At 68.1% G+C, this 19,060-nt stretch carries 17 protein-coding genes; 9 read left to right on the top strand and 8 right to left on the bottom strand.

The features are described 5' to 3' along the window. Positions 1-108: 108 nt before the first annotated feature. From mnmG to ABAZ39_RS13730, 5 genes are all read left to right on the top strand, one after another. The gene (gene mnmG, locus ABAZ39_RS13750) at positions 109-1,977 is read left to right on the top strand and encodes a tRNA uridine-5-carboxymethylaminomethyl(34) synthesis enzyme MnmG (protein WP_038530192.1); all 1,869 of its coding nucleotides are present in this window, start codon (positions 109-111) and stop codon (positions 1,975-1,977) included. Next, entirely contained in the window at positions 1,977-2,591 is a 615-nt protein-coding gene (gene rsmG, locus ABAZ39_RS13745) for a 16S rRNA (guanine(527)-N(7))-methyltransferase RsmG (RefSeq protein WP_038530190.1), read from the top strand. Before mnmG ends, rsmG begins: the two co-directional genes overlap by 1 nt. Before the next feature lie 49 nt (positions 2,592-2,640). Further along, positions 2,641-3,435, top strand: a complete 795-nt coding sequence (locus ABAZ39_RS13740) for a ParA family protein (protein ID WP_103039972.1) — start codon at positions 2,641-2,643, stop codon at positions 3,433-3,435. After that, entirely contained in the window at positions 3,435-4,346 is a 912-nt protein-coding gene (locus ABAZ39_RS13735) for a ParB/RepB/Spo0J family partition protein (RefSeq protein ID WP_176025314.1), read from the top strand. Before ABAZ39_RS13740 ends, ABAZ39_RS13735 begins: the two co-directional genes overlap by 1 nt. A gap of 114 nt (positions 4,347-4,460) precedes the next feature. Continuing rightward, on the top strand, positions 4,461-5,825 hold the full coding sequence (locus tag ABAZ39_RS13730) for an esterase-like activity of phytase family protein (RefSeq protein WP_038530183.1): 1,365 nt from the start codon (positions 4,461-4,463) through the stop codon (positions 5,823-5,825). Positions 5,826-5,851: 26 nt separating this feature from the next. On the opposite strand, the gene holA is transcribed toward ABAZ39_RS13730, so the two are convergent. From holA to ABAZ39_RS13710, 4 genes are all read right to left on the bottom strand, one after another. Further along, the gene (gene holA, locus ABAZ39_RS13725; RefSeq protein ID WP_038530181.1) at positions 5,852-6,874 is read right to left on the bottom strand and encodes a DNA polymerase III subunit delta; all 1,023 of its coding nucleotides are present in this window, start codon (positions 6,872-6,874) and stop codon (positions 5,852-5,854) included. Positions 6,875-6,922: 48 nt separating this feature from the next. Next, complete coding sequence (gene lptE, locus ABAZ39_RS13720) at positions 6,923-7,471, bottom strand: LPS assembly lipoprotein LptE (protein WP_038530179.1); 549 nt, start codon at positions 7,469-7,471, stop codon at positions 6,923-6,925. Further along, positions 7,458-10,028: a leucine--tRNA ligase gene (gene leuS, locus ABAZ39_RS13715; protein WP_038530177.1), complete on the bottom strand. Its 2,571-nt coding sequence runs from the start codon at positions 10,026-10,028 to the stop codon at positions 7,458-7,460. Before leuS ends, lptE begins: the two co-directional genes overlap by 14 nt. A 112-nt stretch (positions 10,029-10,140) precedes the next feature. Next, a complete protein-coding gene (locus ABAZ39_RS13710) occupies positions 10,141-10,680 on the bottom strand; it encodes a DUF3576 domain-containing protein (RefSeq protein WP_038531557.1) in 540 nt (179 codons plus the stop codon). Between the two features lie 343 nt (positions 10,681-11,023). Here ABAZ39_RS13710 and ABAZ39_RS13705 point away from each other — a divergent pair, with 343 nt between their 5' ends. Together ABAZ39_RS13705 and ABAZ39_RS13700 are read left to right on the top strand one after the other, a co-directional pair. Next, positions 11,024-12,193 (top strand): porin, encoded by a 1,170-nt coding sequence (locus ABAZ39_RS13705; protein ID WP_038530175.1) that lies wholly within the window; start codon positions 11,024-11,026, stop codon positions 12,191-12,193. Between the two features lie 374 nt (positions 12,194-12,567). Further along, entirely contained in the window at positions 12,568-13,695 is a 1,128-nt protein-coding gene (locus ABAZ39_RS13700) for a porin (protein WP_038530172.1), read from the top strand. Positions 13,696-13,769: 74 nt separating this feature from the next. Here the strand turns inward: ABAZ39_RS13700 and ABAZ39_RS13695 are convergent, their stop codons facing one another. Further along, a complete protein-coding gene (locus ABAZ39_RS13695) occupies positions 13,770-14,318 on the bottom strand; it encodes a hypothetical protein (RefSeq protein ID WP_038530169.1) in 549 nt (182 codons plus the stop codon). 123 nt (positions 14,319-14,441) lie between these two features. Between ABAZ39_RS13695 and ABAZ39_RS13690 the strand changes: the two genes are divergently transcribed. After that, positions 14,442-15,149, top strand: coding sequence for a YggS family pyridoxal phosphate-dependent enzyme (locus ABAZ39_RS13690; RefSeq protein WP_038530167.1), 708 nt, complete (start codon positions 14,442-14,444; stop codon positions 15,147-15,149). Positions 15,150-15,168: 19 nt separating this feature from the next. Here the strand turns inward: ABAZ39_RS13690 and ABAZ39_RS13685 are convergent, their stop codons facing one another. The 3 genes from ABAZ39_RS13685 to ribA form a co-directional block, all read right to left on the bottom strand. Continuing rightward, positions 15,169-15,690 (bottom strand): L,D-transpeptidase family protein, encoded by a 522-nt coding sequence (locus ABAZ39_RS13685; RefSeq protein ID WP_038530165.1) that lies wholly within the window; start codon positions 15,688-15,690, stop codon positions 15,169-15,171. Positions 15,691-15,742: 52 nt separating this feature from the next. Next, positions 15,743-16,738 carry a hypothetical protein gene (locus tag ABAZ39_RS13680; protein ID WP_038530163.1) on the bottom strand — a complete coding sequence of 332 codons (996 nt, stop codon included), beginning with the start codon at positions 16,736-16,738 and terminating at the stop codon, positions 15,743-15,745. A gap of 165 nt (positions 16,739-16,903) precedes the next feature. Next, the gene (gene ribA / locus ABAZ39_RS13675) at positions 16,904-18,076 is read right to left on the bottom strand and encodes a GTP cyclohydrolase II (protein ID WP_175428644.1); all 1,173 of its coding nucleotides are present in this window, start codon (positions 18,074-18,076) and stop codon (positions 16,904-16,906) included. A gap of 265 nt (positions 18,077-18,341) precedes the next feature. Here ribA and ABAZ39_RS13670 point away from each other — a divergent pair, with 265 nt between their 5' ends. Continuing rightward, a complete protein-coding gene (locus ABAZ39_RS13670) occupies positions 18,342-19,031 on the top strand; it encodes a response regulator transcription factor (RefSeq protein ID WP_038530160.1) in 690 nt (229 codons plus the stop codon). Positions 19,032-19,060: the final 29 nt, after the last annotated feature.

Below are 19,060 nucleotides of genomic sequence, written 5' to 3'. Positions count from 1 at the left end.
CCGAGGATGGCGTGACAAAGGCGCCGCGCCGCTCTGTTTCACGTGAAACACGGGCTTTGCTGCGTCGCCGCGCTTGGCGTCCGACGCTGACTCGGCTATGGTCCGGCCATGCGAACGTTCGACGTCATTGTTGTCGGCGGAGGCCACGCCGGTTGCGAGGCTGCCGCCGCTGCGGCGCGCATGGGTGCGCGCACCCTGCTGCTCACCCACAAGCTGGACACCATCGGTGAGATGTCCTGCAACCCGGCCATCGGCGGGTTGGCAAAAGGGCATCTGGTGCGCGAGATCGACGCGCTCGATGGCGTCATGGCCCGCGCCATCGACCGGGGCGGCATCCAGTTCCGCATCCTGAACCGCAGCAAGGGACCGGCCGTCCGCGGCCCGCGCGCCCAGGCCGACCGCAAGCTCTATCGGCAGGCGGTGCAGGCGATCCTCGCGGAGCAGCCGAACCTGTCCATCGAGGCCGGCGGCGCCGAGGACTTGACCATCAGCGAGGATGGACGGGTCACCGGTGTTGTGACCGGTTCTGGCGAGACCCTCGCGGCGGGAAGCGTGGTGCTGACCACGGGCACCTTCCTGCGCGGCCTGATCCACATCGGCGAGGAAACCACCCCGGCGGGCCGCGTCGGCGAGGCGCCGTCCATTGGCCTGTCCGACACGCTGGCGCGTCTGGGCTTCCCGCTTGGCCGTTTGAAGACCGGCACCCCGCCGCGGCTCGATGGCAAGACCATCGATTGGGCCGCTCTGGAGAAGCAGCCGGGCGACACCCCGCCCCCGCCCTTCTCCTACCTGACCGACCGCATCGACACCCCGCAGATCGACTGCGCGATCACCTGGACGACGCCGGAGATGCACGCGCTGATCCGCGGCAACCTCCACCGCGCGCCGATGTACTCCGGCCAAATCCAGAGCACCGGCCCGCGCTATTGCCCGTCCATCGAGGACAAGGTGGTGCGCTTCGCCGACAAGGAGCGCCACCAGATCTTCCTGGAGCCGGAGGGGCTGGACGACGACACGGTCTACCCGAATGGCATCTCGACCTCCCTGCCCCGCGACGTTCAGCTTGGCTTCCTGAAGACCATGCCGGGCCTGGAGCGTGCGGTGATGATCCGCCCCGGCTACGCCATCGAGTATGACTTCGTGGACCCGCGGGAGCTGAAGCCGACGTTGGAGACCCGCCGGACCCCCGGCCTGTTCTTCGCCGGCCAGATCAACGGCACCACCGGCTACGAGGAAGCGGCAGCGCAGGGCTTAATGGCCGGCATCAACGCTGCTCTGTTGGCTGGCGGCTCGGCGGAGGGCTTCGTGCTCGACCGTGCCGACGCCTACATCGGGGTTCTGGTCGATGACCTGATCACCCGCGGGACCAACGAGCCCTACCGGATGTTCACCTCGCGCGCCGAGTATCGGTTGATTCTGCGCGCCGACAACGCCGACCAGCGGCTGACGCCGAAGGGCCTCGCGATCGGCTGCGTCGGGTCGGCGCGGCGCGACGCCTTCACGGCGAAGGCTGAGGCGCTGTCCGCCGGTCGCACTCTGGTGCACGCCCTCCAGGCCACCCCGGCGGAGCTGCAGCGGCAGGGCATTGCGGTCAACCAGGACGGTGTGCGCCGGACCGCTGCCGACCTGCTGCGCTACCCGGACCTCGACCTTGCCACCCTTGCCCGGCTGTGGCCAGAGCTGTCGACGATCCCCGCCGATGTTGTCGAGCAGCTGGAGATCGATGGGAAATACGCTGGCTATCTCGACCGGCAGGAGGCTGACATCCGCGCCTTCCGTAAGGATGAGGCGCTGGAGCTTCCTGATGATCTTGATCCCGACACCATCGGCAGTCTGTCCGCGGAGATCCGGCAGAAGCTGCGGCAGGCCCGTCCAGCGACCTTGGGGGCAGCGGCCCGCATTCCCGGCATGACCCCGGCGGCGCTGGTCGCCCTGCTCCGCCACGTGAAACGGCGCGACGTGAAGGTGGCCGTCTGATGAGCCTGTTCGATGCCGCGGCCTTCCAGGCGGAGACCGGTGTTTCACGTGAAACGCTGGACCGACTTGCCGCTTACGAGGCGACGCTGCGCAAGTGGCAACCGAAGATCAACCTCGTCGGCCCCTCCACCCTGCCCGACGCTTGGCGCCGGCACTTCCTCGACTCCGCCCAACTTTTCCCGCTGCTGCCCGAAGGCGCTCGGGTGCTGGTCGATCTCGGCAGCGGCGCCGGCTTCCCCGGCTTGGTCCTCGCCATCATGGGCGTGCCGGAGGTGCATCTGGTCGAGAGCGACTCCCGCAAATGCGCCTTCCTGCGCGAGGCGGCGCGGGTGGCCGGAGCGCCGGTCACCGTGCACAACAAGCGGATCGAAGCGGTGCCGCCGATCGCCGCCGACGTGGTAACCGCCCGCGCCCTGGCGCCGCTGAACGATCTGCTGAATTGGGCCCACCCCTTCCTCCAGGATCGGGGTGCGGCACTGTTTCCCAAGGGGCAAAATGTGGCGGACGAATTGACCGATACCACCAAATATTGGAAGATACGGATCGAGCGCTTCGACAGCCGCACCGACCCCACCGGAACCATCCTGCGTGTGAGTGGTATCGCCCGTGTCTAAGACCGCGACCCTGATGCATTCCCGTTCCGAGGCTTCCCGCGAGGCTGACATGCCCTCCGCCCTTCCCTCTGCTCGCGTCATATCGATTGCCAATCAGAAAGGCGGCGTGGGCAAGACCACGACCACCATCAATCTGGCAACCGCTCTGGCGGCCATCGGCAAGCGCGTCCTGGTGATCGATCTCGATCCCCAGGGCAACGCCTCCACCGGTCTCGGCATCCCACGTGCCGAGCGTCGTGTCGGCATCTACGACGTGCTGTTCGACGGCATGCCGCTGGAGGATGCCGCGACGGTGTCGACGGTGCCGAACCTGTCGATCATCACCTCTTCCGTCGATCTCTCCGGCGCCGAGGTCGAGCTGGTCACTTCAGAGCGGCGCGAGTTCCGGCTGCGCGAGGCGGTGGACAAGAGCGCGCTGGAATACGACTACGTGCTGATCGATTGCCCGCCGGCGCTCGGCCTGCTGACGCTGAACGCGCTGGTCGCCTCCCACGCCGTGATGGTGCCGCTGCAGTGCGAGTTCTACGCGCTGGAGGGTCTCAGCCACCTCGTCCGCACCATCGAGCGGGTGAAGCGCGCCTTCAACCCCGACCTCGACATCCACGGCGTCGTGCTGACCATGTTCGACAAGCGCAACAACCTGTCCGACATGGTGGCCGCCGACGTCCGCGGCTTCTTCGGGGAGAAGGTCTACGACACCGTCATCCCGCGGAACGTGAAGGTGTCGGAGGCGCCGTCCCACGGCAAGCCGGTGCTGATCTACGACATGCGCTGCCCTGGGTCGCAGGCATACATCCATCTGGCGGGCGAGGTGCTGCGCCGTGAGAAGAGGCTGAGCGCGTGATGGAGGATACCAAACGTTCGGACGGCGGTGCCCGCCGCGCCAGCCTCGGCCGCGGCTTGTCCGCCCTGTTCGGCGAGGCGGCGGAGGACTATTCGGCGCTCGACAAGGTGCGCCAGTCCAAGCAGGTGCCCATCGAGTTCATCCATCCCGGCAAGTACCAGCCGCGCCGCACCTTCGATGACGAGGCGCTGCAGGGGCTGGTCGAGTCGATCCGCGACAAGGGCATCCTTCAGCCCCTGCTCGTCCGCCGGGACCCGGAGACGACCAACTCCTATGAGCTGATCGCTGGCGAGCGCCGCTGGCGTGCCGCGCAGATCGCCGGCCTGCACGAGGTGCCGGTCGTCATCCGCGAACTGTCGGACCGTGAGGCGCTGGAAATCGCGCTGATCGAGAACATCCAGCGCCAGGACCTGACGCCGCTCGAAGAGGCCGAAGGCTACAAGCGCCTGATGGAGGAGTTCGAGCACACGCAGGAGGATCTGGCGCGCTCGGTCGGCAAAAGCCGCAGCCACGTCGCCAACATGATGCGCCTGCTCGCCCTGCCCGACCCGGTCAAGGGCATGGTGCAGGAGGGGGCGCTCAGCGCCGGCCATGCCCGCGCGCTGCTCACCTCCTCCGATCCGGTGTCGGTGGCGCGCGAGGTGGTCAAGCGTGGGCTGAACGTCCGCCAGACCGAAGACCTGATGCGCGGCAGCGCGCCGGTCAAGGCCAAGAAGGCCGGCGGGCGTGGTGGTGCCGCCACCGACCCGACGCTCAAGGACGTCGATCTGGTGAATCTGGAGGAAGAGATCTCCGCCCGCATTGGGCTGAAGGTTGCCATCACGCCGCAGGGCAAGGGCGGCTCCATCACCATCCATTACCAGACGCTCGACCAGCTTGACGACGTGCTGCGCCGGCTTGGTGGAGAGTAGGACGTCGCGGAACCAAACTGTCACTTTAGTGAAACGGCACTAACATGATCTCCCCCTAAACAGGGTCGTCCGGCCGCAGCGACGCGGCCGGAGCCGACACAGAGGGGGAAATTTATGAAGCCCATCCACGGCCTGTGCCTCGCCGGCCTCACCGCGGCCCTGATTGCTGGGCCGGCTCTCGCAGACCAGAAATTCCCGGCGGAGCTGGCCGGGCACGGCGTCATCGAGGCGGCGACCTTCGTGGCGCCGCCCGCCGATGCGCCGGATCTCTTCCGCACCTCCGGCAAGTTTACGGCCGCCGACCGCAAGCGCGTCGACCAGCCCCGCAGCATCGACGGCACGTCCTTCCTGTCGGCGCCCAACGCGCCGCGCGCCACCGGCATGGCGTTGCCTTTCGAGGGCCAGCCGGTCCAGGGCTTCTCCGGCATCAAGGCGCTGGGCGACGGAAGCTTCCTGGTGCTGACCGACAACGGTTTCGGCAGCAAGGGCAACTCCGCCGACGCGATGCTGACGGTGCACCGGCTGACCATCAATTGGAAGACCGGCGCGGCGGCGGTGGCCGAGACGCTGTTCCTGCGCGATCCCGACCGCAAGGTGCCCTTCCCCATCGTCACCGAGGCGACCAGGGAACGCTACCTGACGGGTGCCGACTTCGACGTCGAGAGCGTGCAGATCATTGGCGACCGGATGTATTTCGGCGACGAGTTCGGCCCCTACATCCTGGTGACCGACCGGACCGGCAAACTGCTGTCCCTGCATGAAAGCACGGTGGACGGCAAGCCCGTGCGCTCTCCCGACCATTACGCGGTGTCCACCCCGGCGGTGCCGGGCGCCGTCGGCTTCGAGGTGCGGCGCTCGCGTGGTTTTGAAGGGATGGCGGCATCGAAAGACGGCCGGTTCCTCTACCCACTGTTCGAAGGTCCGCTGTGGACGGGGAGTGCCTGGGAGACCAAGGACGGGCGGGAGTATCTGCGCATCGCCGAATTCGATGTCGCTAAGGGCGACTTTACCGGCCGCAGCTTCGAGTACCTGCTGGAGGCCAACGGGAACAACATCGGCGACTTCAACATGATCGACGCCACCACCGGCCTGATCATCGAGCGCGACAACGGCGAGGGCAACCCGGCCCAGGGCTGCGCCGGCCAACCCACCCCGGACTGCTTCAACGTCCCGGCCCAGTTCAAGCGCGTTTACAAGATCGACCTCGCCCAGGCCGACGCGGAGGGCTTCGTGAAGAAGGTGGGTTATGTCGACCTGATGGACATCGACGATCCGAAGGGCGTTGCCCGGCTCGGCGGCGACAAGGGCAAGTTCACCTTTCCCTTCGTGACCATCGAGAATGTCGATGTGGTCGATGCCGAACACATCGTCGTTGGCAACGACAACAACCTACCCTACTCGTCGGGCCGCGCGCTGGGCAAGCAGGACCACAACGAGCTGATCCTGCTCCGCGTGCCGCAGTTCCTGGCCGCGAAATAAGGGGGCCGCGAAGTAAGGAGAAACGGTCAGCGCCGCGCCAGCGAGGCGAGCTGGAAGAGGACGCGGGCGCAGAGCGTCTGGTCGGGCATGTTGGTGCGCTTGCAGTCCGCCTCGGCCTCGACCAGACGTTCCAGCGCCTGCCGCACCAGCGGCGCCGGCCAGCGGCGGGCCTGACCGGTCAGCCGCGGCTTCATCTTGAAGAACACCGGCGGGCGCAGCGCCTCCACCGCGGCGTCCGCCGACTTGCCCGCCGCCACCTGCCCGGCGACCAGTTGCAGACGCTGGAAATGGCGCTGGGCGGCGCGCAGGATCGGCACCGGGGACATGCCTTCGGCGAACAAGCGGGCCAGCGACCGGTCGAGCGTCGCGAAGTCGCCTTCGGCCGCCGCCCAGATCGGCTCGTCGAGTGACAGGGCCGCGCTGTCGCCCACGCAGGCCTGGGCGTCCTCCAGCCGGACGCGCGTCTCCGCTCCCATGTAGAGCGCCAGCTTCTCCATCTCGCCGCGCGCCACCATGCGGTCCCCGACCAGGTTGCCGGCGAGGAAGGTCAGCGCGTCGGGGTCGGCGGTCAGGCCATGACCATGCAGGATGTCGGCGATGACCCGGCCGAGCGCCGCCTCCTCCTCCACATAGCAGGGAATGGCGACGGCGCCGTCCGCCCCCTCGAACAGGGTGCGCAGCTTCGACCGGTTGCCGAGATCGCCCGCTTCGATGACGACCAAGCTGTCGCCGGGCGTCCGGTTGGCCAGGAAGGCGGTGAAGGCGGCGGTGACGTTGTCCTCCGCCTCGCGCACGCGGATCAGGCGGCGGCCCCCGGTGAAGGACAGGGCGGCGGCCTCGTCGGCCAGACGCGCCGGATCGTCGGCGACGGCGCGGCCCAGCATCTCGGTCACCCGGAAGGGGTCCGACAGGTCGGCGACCACGGTGCGGCCCAGGCCCATGGCGCGGTCGCGCACCAGACCGGTGTCCGGACCGTAGAGCAGGACCGCGCGGATCTTGGGATCGGGGCTGCGCAGGAAGCCGTCGATCGCCCGGGCTTGCAGCTTCACGAAGACACCGTCGGTGGCGGAGGCATGGCCTCCGTTATCCAGTGTGAATCAGGTCTTGCGACCGAGTTCGGCGGCCACGCGGATCGTCATCTCGTTGGAGATTTCCAGAATGGCGCGGTCGTAGGCGTTCTCGACCGCGGCCAGCGCGCCGTATTGCTGCTCCAGCACGTTGTAGCTGATAAAGGAGCGCGCGTTGGCTTGGAACAGGATCTTTCCCGTCGTCGCGTCGATCAGCCGGTAAGGGGCGAGCACGACGAGCTGGGCGCGGGTGGCGGTCGCGTCCTTCTGGATGGACAGTTTCTGCTCCGACGCGGTCAGCGTGGTCTCCAGCCGGTAGAGCGTGGCGGCCGGCCGGCCGTCGGCATAGAAGCGGTCGATCAGGAGGTTGCGCAGCTTCTGGCCGTAGCGGTCCGGGATGACCCCGATGTCCACCTGCTGAAGCTGGGCGGTGCCGATGCTGTTGGTCCCGAGGTTCCCATACATCGGCTGGAAACCGCAGGCCGCCGTGGCCAGCACCGCCGGCGCCAGCAGGGCGAGGGCGACAAGCCCCCGCCGCCGGACGCCGGCTTTGCCGTTGTGATGCTCAGACGACGACATTGATCACCCGGTTCGGGACGACGATGACCTTGCGCACCGGCTTACCCTCCAGGGCGCGCTGGACGTTGGGATCGGCCAGGGCGGCCTGCTCCGCGGCGTCCTTCGCCATGTCGCGCGGCAGCTCCAGCGTGGCGCGCAGCTTGCCGTTGACCTGGACCGCCATGGTGACCGAGTCCTCGACCACCAGGGCCGCGTCGGCCTGCGGCCAGGGCTGGTTCACCAGCAGCGTGGCGTGGCCAAGCTGCGCCCACAGCTCCTCGGCCAGATGGGGCATCATCGGGGCGATCAGGCGGACGGTGGCCTCGAAGCCTTCGCGCAGCACCCAGGCTTCGCCCTCGCCCGTGCCGTCCAGCTCGGCCAGGGCGTTGGACAGTTCGCGCACGCGGGCCACCGCCTTGTTGAAGCGGAACTTCTCCAGGTCTTCCGAGATGCCGGCGATGGCCTTGTGGACCATCCGGCGGGTGGCTTCGGCCTTGGCGCCAAGGGCGTCCGGCTTCGGCGCGCCGGCGGGCGGCAGCGCGACGGGCGATTCCGTCACCATCCGCCACAGGCGGTTGATGTAGCGCCAGGCGCCGTCGATGCCGGCTTCCGTCCATTCCAGGTCGCGTTCCGGCGGGCTGTCGGACAGCATGAACAGGCGGGCGGCGTCGGCGCCGTAGGTGCCGATGATGTGCGCCGGGTCCACCACGTTCTTCTTGGACTTGGACATCTTCTCGACACGGCCGACCGTCACCGGGCCGTCGTTGTCGTTGCGGATGTAGTCGCCGAGATCGTTCTTGCGGATGTCGGTCGGGGCCAGCCAGGCGCCGGTGCCGGAGTCCTTGTAGGTCTCGTGGTTGACCATGCCCTGGGTGAAGAGGCCGGCGAAGGGCTCCTCCACGTTCAGGTAGCCGCACTGCTTCATCGCCCGCGTCCAGAAGCGGGAATAGAGCAGATGCAGCACGGCATGCTCGATGCCGCCGATGTACTGGTCCACGGCCAGCCAATAGTCCACCGCCTCGCGCGTGAAGGCGATGTCCTCGGCCTTGGGCGAGCAGAAGCGGGCGAAATACCAGCTCGACTCGATGAAGGTGTCGAAGGTGTCGGTCTCGCGCACCGCCGGCTTGCCGCAGTTCGGGCAGCTCGTGTGCTTCCAGGTCGGGTGGTGGTCCAGCGGGTTGCCGGGCTTGTCGAAGGTCACGTCCTCCGGCAGAACGACCGGCAGATCCTGCTCCGGCACCGGAACGATGCCGCAGCTCTCGCAATGGACGACCGGGATCGGGCAGCCCCAGTAACGCTGGCGGGAGACGCCCCAGTCGCGCAGGCGGTACTGGGTGGTGCGCTCGCCCTGCCCCTGCTCCTCCAGACGCTTGCCGACCTCCTGCTTGGCCGGCTCGACCTCCAGCCCGTCGAGAAAGCGGGAATTGCGCAGCAGGCCGGGGCCGGTGTAGGCCTCGTCGCCGACGGTGAAGGTGGCGGGATCGGCGTCCGCCGGAACGACCACCGGCGTGACCGGCAGGCCGTACTTGCGGGCGAAGTCCAGGTCGCGCTGGTCATGGGCCGGGCAGCCGAAGATGGCGCCGGTGCCGTAGTCCATCAGCACGAAGTTGGCGACGTAGACCGGCAGTTCCCAGGACGGGTCGAAGGGATGCGCCACCCGCAGCCCGGTGTCGAAGCCGCGCTTCTCGGCGGTCTCGATCGCCTCCTCGCTGGTGCCCAGGCGGTTGCACTCGGCGATGAACTCGGCCAGCGCGGGGTTGCCGGCGGCCAGCTCGGCGGCCAGCGGGTGGTTGGCGGAGATCGCCGCGAAGGAAGCGCCGAACAGCGTGTCGGGCCGGGTCGTGAAGACCTCCAGCTTGTCCGCCCGCCCGACGAGGTCGAAGCGGAAGCGCACGCCGGTGGACTTGCCGATCCAGTTCTCCTGCATCAGACGCACGCGTTCCGGCCAGCGGTCCAGCGTGTCCAGCCCCTTCAGCAGCTCGTCGGCGTAGGCGGTGATCTTGAGGAACCACTGCGACAGCTTGCGCTTCTCGACCAGCGCGCCGGTGCGCCAGCCGCGGCCGTCGATCACCTGCTCGTTGGCGAGGACCGTGTTGTCGACCGGGTCCCAGTTGACCCAGGACTCCTTGCGGTAGGCCAGGCCTTCCTTGAGGAAATCCAGGAACATCTTCTGCTCGTGGCGGTAATACTCCACGTCGCAGGTGGCGATTTCGCGGTCCCAGTCGATGGACAGGCCCATGGTCTTCAGCTGGGCGCGCATGGCCGCGATGTTCTCGCGGGTCCATGTCGCCGGGTGGGTCTTCTTCTCCAGCGCGGCGTTCTCCGCCGGCAGGCCGAAGGCGTCCCAACCCATCGGGTGCAGCACGTTGAAGCCGCGGGCGCGCTTGTAGCGCGCGATCACGTCGCCGATGGTGTAGTTGCGGACGTGCCCCATGTGGATGCGCCCCGACGGGTAGGGGAACATCTCCAGCACGTAATACTTCTCACGGGAAGCGTCCTCGCGCGCGGTGAAGCAGCCCTGCCGCTCCCACTCGCCCTGCCACTTCGCTTCGGTTTCCTTGACATTGTAACGCGACATGACCGCAGACGCCGTTCCGTGAATTTCGTGGATCCAGACACATAAGGCGCCGATGGCGGGGTTAACAGGCGGCGGACCGATGCCCGCGCCCCACCCCGCCCGGCGCCTGCGCTCAGCGCGCCGCGGCCTGCTGGGCGACGCGGATCTGGCGGGCGCGGGTCAGCACCGCGTCCTCCAGCGTCGACGCCGTCTCCGGCCCGACCGCGCTGTCGCGCCAGTCCGACCCGGCGCGCTGCTGCTTGAACACCGATACCCGCACGCCGTCGGCGCGGAGCTGGCGGTCCATGATGTACAGGTTGACCTTGAAGCGCTCGTTCGGGGTGTCCGGCGGCGTGTACCAGTCGGTCAGGATGACGCCGCCGAACGGGTCGGCGGAGACGATCGGCATGAAGGACAGCGTGTCCAGCGAGGCGCGCCACAGGAAGCTGTTGACGCCGATGCCGTTGGGGTCGCCCTGCTCGGCGCCGTTGCGCTTGTTCTTGCCGAACAGGCTGAAGCCGCCGTCGGTGCCGAGAAGGCTGCCGAACTTGTATTCCTTCTTGATCTGCTCATCGACGGTTTCCGTCTGGCCGCCCCAGCTGGAGCAACCGGCCACGGCGAGCGACGCCGCGAGCACGACGGGGGCAAGGCGAAGGACACGGGAACGGCGCATGGTCGGAACCTGGATCAATAAATTCGGGGTACCGCGCACGATACCGCGGCGGATGCGGCTGAAAAGACCATAAAAGCCCGCCCGCGGCAACAGCCGATGCGGGGCTCCGCCTGTGCCTTTGCTGTGTTCGGGTCCGGGACCGGAACGCTGCAACGGGTCTGTGTGCACCGCGGAATCCCGACGGCGGCGCACAATCAAGGTGTGTTCCGTCGGACACACTGTTCCTTCATTGCTGCAACTTTTCGATTTCCGGCTTGCTGGCGTCCCTGCATCTGCGTACCACAGAGCCAGCCAGGACGTTAACCGGGCTGAAAATTCTGCTGCCAGGATGGAGGCAACAATCATGAACCGTTATCTGCTCGCGGGCTGCGCCGCTGCCGCTCTGGCTCTGGGTGCCGGCGCCGCCAACGCCCAGGCCAAGTTTGAAGTCAAGGTCGGCGGCGACGCCTACTTCGAAGGCGGCTGGGTCGACCAGGACCGTGACACCAACCTGCGTTCGGTTGAGTTCCGCAACCGCTTCCGCGTCATCGTGACCCCGACCGCCAAGGCGGACAACGGTCTGGAGTACGGCGGTCGCATCCGCATGCGCGCCAATGCCGGTTCCGCTGCCTCTGGCCGCACGATGGACGCCGACCGCGGCTACATCTTCGCGCAGGGCGCCTTCGGTCAGGTCCAGATGGGCGTGACCAACTCCTTCAACGACGCCACCTACGTCACCGCCCCGCAGGATTACCTGCCGCTGGCGATCTATGACGGCGTGACCGCTTGGATCGGTGGCAACGCTGTTGCCGGTGCGGACATCGGCGGTGGTCTGGCTGGCCTGAACGGCTCGATCCTGAACCAGTCGCTGGTCGTCGAGAACAACTCGACCAAGATCGTGTACTTCTCGCCGCGCTTCGCCGGCCTGCAGCTCGGTGCCAGCTACACCCCGCGCAACGACAGCTCGGCTGGCGATGTCAATCGCATTGAGCCGACCGCTGGTGTTGCCGGCAGCTTCTCCACCACGTTCCAGGACATGGTCGAAGTTGGCGCCAACTACAGCAACACCTTCGGTGGCGTTGCTGTGAAGGCCAGCGCCGGCTACTACTGGGGTGATGCCGCCAACGCCACTGTTGCCGGCACCAGCGTCGAAGACCTGAACGCTTGGCAGGTCGGTGCGCAGGTCGGCTACGCCGGCTTCGCGATCGGTGGTTCGTACACCGACTTCGGCGAGTCGGGCCAGGTCCAGGGCCTCGGTACGAACAACGACAAGAGCCGCGTGTGGGTTGTCGGCGCTCAGTACACCGCGGGCCCGATCGTGGTCGGCGCGAACTACAAGAACGGCCAGGACGCCGGCTCTCTCCTCACCCCGGGCAAGCGTAAGCTCGAGGTCTACGAGGTTGGCGCGGGCTACACCGTTGCTCCGGGCCTGACCCTGCAGGCTCAGTACGACTACTTCGAGGCCAAGTCCGACCTGGTCAACCGCGACGACGAAGGTCACGTGGTCCTGGTCCGTACGGTCCTGGCGTTCTAATCTGCGGTCATCCGTGGATGAAGGGGGCGGTGGCTTCGGCCACCGCCCTTTTTCTTTGTTCATTTTTCCGTGTCCATAATGCTGCATCATTCACCTTCCAGCGCGCTGTCGAGAGGACGCATTTTCGTGCGCAAAGTTTGTTCACTGCGCTCAAAATCTGGCCAAGTAATGTGCTATTTTTGCGGCATACGGGAAAAACCATTTCCCTTCAATTACTTATGACTGTGTCGGAATAGCAACTGTGTTACAGTTGAACCGGTTTCCCTGTTGAATCACCCTTGCCGGGTAAGAGAACGGGTGGCTTAGTAGTTGGTGGGAAGCACAACCGCACGGCTCCAGTCTCTTTGGGGGCCTGCTAGAAGGATGGACCATCAATGAAGCGTTCTCTTGTTACGGGCTGCGCAGCCATCGCGATCATCGCCTGCAGCGGCGTGGCTTCCGCCCAGACCAAGTTCGAGGTCAAGATCGGCGGCGACGCGTTCTTCCAGGGCGCCTACGTTGAACAGGATCGTGACCAGGACACCCGCTCGACGGAGTTCGCCAACCGCTTCCGCGTGATCGTCACGCCGGTCGCCACGGCCGACAACGGGCTGGAGTATGGTGGCCGCATCCGCATGCGCGCCTTCAACGGTGCTGGCAACGTCCGCACCATGGACGCCGACCGCGCCTTCATCTTCGTGAACAGCAGCTTCGGCACGCTGCAGGCCGGCACGATCAACGGTCTGTCGGACGAGTTCGGCATCATCGGCCCGAACGTCGAAGGCATCGCCGGCGGTCCGGACAACAACACGGTCGAGTTCCTCAACGGCTCTTCGACCTACGACCTGCTGCCGAGCACCACCAACAACTTCCGTGCCCTCGCCTCGGGCGATGTCGGCACCAAGATCATCTACCTGACCCCGACCATCGCGGGCTTCCAGGGCGGCGTCTCCTACATGCCGCGCAGCGGCGACTCGCACACCTCGATCAACCGTCGTCAGGACAACGGCGGCTTCCAGGATGTCGTCGAGGTCGGCGGCACCTACACCAACGAGTTCGGCGGCTTCAGCGTCGCGGCCAGCGCTTTCTACCAGTTCGGCGATGCCGTTGATGACGGCGTCGGCGCCGCGGCCACCCGCTTCGAAAAGCTGAGCTCGGTTCACGCCGGCCTGAACCTCGGTTACGGCAACTTCAAGATCGGCGGCAGCTACGCCTACAGCGGTGATAGCGGCTACGACAAGTCGGTCACGACGAAGGAAAAGCAGGACATCTGGATCGTCGGCGCCCAGTACACCGCCGGTCCGCTCATCCTGGCCGCCAACTACTCGCATTCGCGCGGCAACGACGTTGCGACCGGCACGACTCCGGCCAAGGCTGACCTCTATCAGGGCGGCGTGACCTACACCGTCGCGCCGGGTCTGACGACGGGCCTGGAGTACAGCTATCTCGATCTGAAGACCGACGCTGTCGGGCTCGACGACCGTGCCCACATCATCATGATCGACACCCGTCTGGCCTTCTGATCGGCCTTGCGGCAAATCTAACGGAAACGGCGGCGGATACCCATCCGCCGCCGTTTTCCTTTGGGCATTGCCCCTTACTTCTTGGTGGCTTGCGCCGCTTCGGTCTCGCAAAGCAGCAGGATCGCCGCATCCTCCATCGGCGTCCAGACCGCGAGCAGGCGCTGTTTGGCCTTCTCCGCCATGTAGGCGGTGGTTCCCGGATCGCGAATGGAGCGAACCTTCACTTCGCCCAGCTTCCAACCAGCCTTTCGGAAGCCGCCCAGGGTGGATTCCAGGATCTGGTCGCGGCGGGCGTCGTCGTCCTTTTTGAACACCCAACCATAATTCTCCTGCTTGGTGCAGCGCCGGTTGAGGTCGGCGGCGGCGGCGCCCAGGAACTCCTTGTAGGTGCCGTCGTCCTGCAACGGGAACGGCTGTTCGGCGAAGGGCGCCTGGGCGATGGCCGATCCCGCCGCCGTCTTGGGGGCCTCCTTCGGGGCTTCCTTTCCCGCCGCTTCCTTGCCGGCGGCGGGCTTCCCGCCATTCTGGCTTCCGGCGTTCTGGGCGAGGGCGCTGCCGGCCGTGAACGGCGCGGCCCCCAGAATCAGCGCCGACAGGATCAGGGGACGCATCCAACCACGCATGCCGTGTTCTCCTCGGGGTGCTTGCGTTTCGTCGGTCCGTCCGTTACCACGCCCTCCGGTTCCTGTACAGGCAGGCACCGCAGAAGGGGCCGCACAAGGGGGCCGCAAAGGGGGAGAACCGGCATGTCCGCTTCGCACACCGACACATCAGACGGCAGCGTCACGACCCGGCTGGAGGCCGTCCGCCGGTCCATCCAGGACGGCTGCGCCGCCGGCGGGCGGGCTCCCGGCGCGGTGACGCTGGTCGCCGTCTCCAAGACCCACCCGGTGGAGGCGATCGAGGAAGCCCTGGCCGCCGGCCAGCGCGTCTTTGGCGAGAACCGCGTGCAGGAGGCCAAGGCGAAGTTCCCCGCGTTGCGCGAGCGCTTCCCGGACCTGGAACTGCACCTGATCGGCCCGCTCCAGACCAACAAGGTCAAGGACGCGGTGGCCCTGTTCGACGTGATCCAGACGGTGGACCGGCCCAAGCTGGCCGAGGCGCTCGCCGAGGAGATGGCGCGCAGCGGGCGCCGCCCGCGCTGCCTGATCGAGGTCAACACCGGCGAGGAGCCGCAGAAGGCCGGCATTCCCCCGGCGGAGCTGGACGCCTTCCTGGCCGCTTGCCGCGACACCTGGAACCTGCCGGTGGCCGGCCTGATGTGCATCCCGCCGGTGGACGAGGAGCCGGCGATGCATTTCGCCCTGCTCGCCGACATGGCGCGCCGCGCCGGCCTGCCCGAGGTCAGCATGGGGATGAGCGGCGATTACGAGACGGCCATCCGCTTCGGCGCCACCCACGTACGCGTCGGCACGGCGATCTTCGGCGCGCGCCCCACCCCCGCCGCCGGATAACAGCGGTCAAGCCGCAGCGCTATTCCGCGGGCACCGAGACGGTCAGCGCGGTGCCCGGCGCGCAATCCTTGAGAAGCCGCAGAAGGTCCGGCAGGGGCAGCGCGACGCAGCCCGCCGTCGGCGCCCGGTCGGGCCGCGCCACATGCATGAACACGGCGCTGCCCAGACCCGGCACCACCGGATCGTCGTTGTGCCCCATCACCACGATGACGTCATAGACATGGTCCTCGCGCCACAGCTCCTCGTGGCTGGCGGCGTAGGGGCGCTTGACCGGGCGGTTGTAGGCGGGGTCCGTAGGATCGTCGCACCAGCCGTCGTCGGGCGCGATGGGGGACGCCGGCAGGACGGTTTCGGGCTGCGGCAGCCGGTCGGCGCGCCACAGGACGCGGCGCAGCGCAAAGCGGCCGACCGGGGTGGCGCCGTCGCCCTCCCGCTTGTCGGAACGGATGCCGCCGCGGCCCAGCACGCAGCGGAACGACCCGCCCGGCCAGTCGAGGCGGCCTTCGGACGGCGGGTCCTCAAGACGAACCGTGATCTCCATCGCCCCTACCCTCACCCGCATCCGCGCCGCCCATGTCCCGGGTCACCGGCGTTCAGCCCGACACCCTCAGGCTGGGCGCGGGGGCCTGCGCGGCCCGCCGGCCCTGCTCGTACTTGGCCAGATTGCGCATCATCGTCTCAGACAGCATGTCCGGTGTCACGGGCGCGAAGGCGTTGCTGTTGGCGGCGGCCGGGGTGGCGTTCGCCTGCGCGGATGCGTTGGTCGACGCATTCGCGGCCCCGGCTGCGGCCCCGGTTGCAGCGGCCGGTTGGGCCGTGGTCGCCTGGGCTTCTCCGGCCTTCGGCGCGCCGGAGGGAGCCGCCGTGGCGGCGAAACCGACGGTGGAGGGATGCGGCTTGGCGGCGGCGTATCTGGCCATCATGCTGTTCGCCAGCGGGGTGTCGCGCGCCGGCATCCGCGAGGGGTGCGGCGTGTCCGTCAGGCCGTCGCGCCCGGACCCGCTCACCGGTCCGCCCCCACCCCATGGGGACGGCGCTGTGGGCCGCTTGGCGTCGGGCAACTCCGCCGTGACGGTGCGGGCCGGCTGGGCGGACGGCGCCGCAGCGGCCGCAGCGGCCGCAGCTGGCGCGGAGGTGCCGGCGGCGGAGTCCGGCAGGGCGGCGACCGCGGTGGCTCCGGAGGTGCCGGCAGGCGGATGGCCGGCGGCGGCGTCCCCGTCGAAGCCGAGCGAGGCCATGATCTGCCCGCCGATGTCCTTGCCCTGGGCCTGTTCCACCACCGCGTTGGCGATGGACGCCATGCCGCCCAGTGGGCCGCCGAACAGGATGCCGCCGATGACCTTGGACGACGGCTTGATCGTGTCGCCGGTGATCTCGCGATAGATGGTGTTGACGATGGGGATGTGCTGAAGCGGGTTGATGATGTCCAGGAAGTCGCCGAAGGACATTTCGGCCTCGGCCTCGTAGCGGTCGGGGCTGTCCCGGCTTTCCATGGCCGTCAAGGGGGGCGCCGCTTGGGCCGGTGACCGCTCGCGCTGCACCGGCCGCGAAGCGGCGGCGGCGTCGATGGTGGTGGCGTCGATGGCCATGGGCGGTCTCCCGTCGCGGTGTCCAGCCCTACCCTAAGCAACCGGCGTGCCAGTCCCTCGGGCTGAAATCCCGCCCCCTCGGGCGCGTTCGGTCTCGGATGCGACCCGCGACCCGGCAAGAGCTGCCGGGCAAGAGGCGTTTCCTGCCTCCCGAAGAATCGACTCTCAGAACATGTGACCGCTGCGCTCCGCCTTGGTGCGCAGATAGCCTTCGTTGTGGCCGTTGGACGGGAAGATGTGGGGAACGCGCTCGACCACCTCGATCCCGCAGCGGGCGAGCTGACGCAGCTTTTCCGGGTTGTTGGTCATCAGCCGCACGGCGGTGAAGCCCAATTGCCGCAGCATCTCCGCCGCCGGCAGATAGACCCGCTCGTCCGCCTCGAATCCCAGGATCTCGTTGGCGTCCACCGTGTCGAAGCCGCGGTCCTGGATGCGGTAGGCGCGCAGCTTGTTGACGAGGCCGATCCCCCGCCCTTCCTGCGCCAGATAGAGCAGAACGCCGCTGCCCTGCCGGGCGATCTCGGCGATGGCGCCGCGCAGCTGCTGGCCGCAGTCGCAGCGCAAGCTGCCCAGCAGGTCGCCGGTGAAGCATTCCGAATGCAGGCGGGCCAGCACCGGCTCGCCGGCCACCGGGTTGCCGACGATGATCGCCAGATGCTCCGGCCCGCCGTCGATGGGGCGGAAGGCGGCGATGCTGGTGTTCTCGGCGCCGGACAGCGGGACGCGGGCCTCGGCCACCCGGCGCAGCGTGCGCACCACATGGACGCGGTAATCGGCGATGTCGCGGGCGCGGACCAGAAGAAGGTCGTGCTTCGCCGCCCATTCCGCGGCGCTGCCGCTGTGGCCGGCAGTCGTGTGTCCCGTAGCGGGGGCGACGATGGCCGCCGGCAGCAGCCGCGCCAGCCGGGCGAGGTCCACCGCCGCGGTCTCGCGCGAGCCGGGATCCATGGCCGTGGCGGTCAGGCCCTCCGGCATCGCTCCGTCCGGGCGGTGTTCGGGGTCGGCCAGCGCGTGGGCCTCGTCCGCGGTCAGGCAGCGGGGAAGCGACAGGGCGACGACGCCCGTCCCCTCGCCCATCAGCTTCAGCACGGTGGCGCGGCGGCGGGTGACGGCCAGGACCGGCGCGGCGCCGGTCAGCTGCACCAGCCGCTGCACGGCGTCGATCGCCACGGATTCCACCGACACCGCGGCGCCGACGCTGCCGTCGGCGGTCTCGATGGCGACGGCCTCGCCCCGGCGCAGGGCGGCCGTGGCCCGGTCCACCGCGCGCATGGCGGCTTCGTCCATGGGCAGGACGGCTTCGGGCGGGGCGGAGTCGGAAGGGGCGTCGGCGTACATAACGGAGGCTTCGCGTGCTGCGCCCCGAAGGGCGAAAGATCCCGACATGGGTCGGAGAGCGCGGGAAGCAAAGCGCAGGTGGCGCACCCCTGTCCAGCAAATCCCGCGCGCCACACCGTTGCCGGCGGTGCAACGGTGGTGCAAACCGCTGCCGGTGCGGGCGAATCCGGGTTGCGCTATGCTCAGGTCCTTCCGATAAGTCTAGGGCAATCCCGCGCGGGCCATGATAAGTTCCGCGCCCGGAGCCACCGGTGAACGCCCCCGAATGACGCTTGCGAAACGCATCCTTCTGATTGACGACGACACCGCCCTCCGGCAGTCCCTCGCCGAGCAGCTCCAGCTCTTGGAGGAATTCGAGACGGTGGAGGCCGGGGACGGCGCCTCGGCGCTGGCCGTGGCGCGGGAGGGCGGCTTCGCCGCCATCCTGCTCGACGTCGGGTTGCCGGACATGGACGGGCGCGACCTCTGCCGCCTGCTGCGGCGCGAGGGGGTGCGCTGCCCGATCATCATGCTGACTGCGGCGGCGTCCGACGCCGACACCATCCTCGGGCTCGATTCCGGGGCCAGCGACTATGTCACCAAGCCCTTCCGCATGGGGGTGCTGCTGGCCCGGCTGCGCGCCCAGCTCCGCGTCCACGAGCAGAGCGAGGACGCTGTCTTCGTTATCGGCCCCTACAGCTTCCGCCCGGCGGGCAAGCTGCTCCTGGCCGACGGCGGCGCCCGGAAGATCCGCCTGACCGAGAAGGAGACGGCGATCCTGAAATACCTGTACCGGGCCGGCGGTGCGGTGATCGGGCGGGAGACGCTGCTCGGCGAAGTGTGGGGCTACAACGCCGGGGTCACCACCCACACGCTGGAAACCCACGTCTACCGCCTGCGCCAGAAGATCGAGCGCGACCCGTCCAACGCCGAAATCCTGGTGACGGAGCCCGGCGGCTACCGGCTGGTGCCCTGATCCCCGGCCGGCGGCTGCCAGCCCACCGC

Origin of the sequence: Azospirillum argentinense, assembly GCF_000632475.1 — a bacterium.
GTDB lineage: Bacteria > Pseudomonadota > Alphaproteobacteria > Azospirillales > Azospirillaceae > Azospirillum > Azospirillum baldaniorum.
Note: the sequence above shows the minus strand (reverse complement) of the source record. Positions and strands in the feature narration are given on the sequence as shown.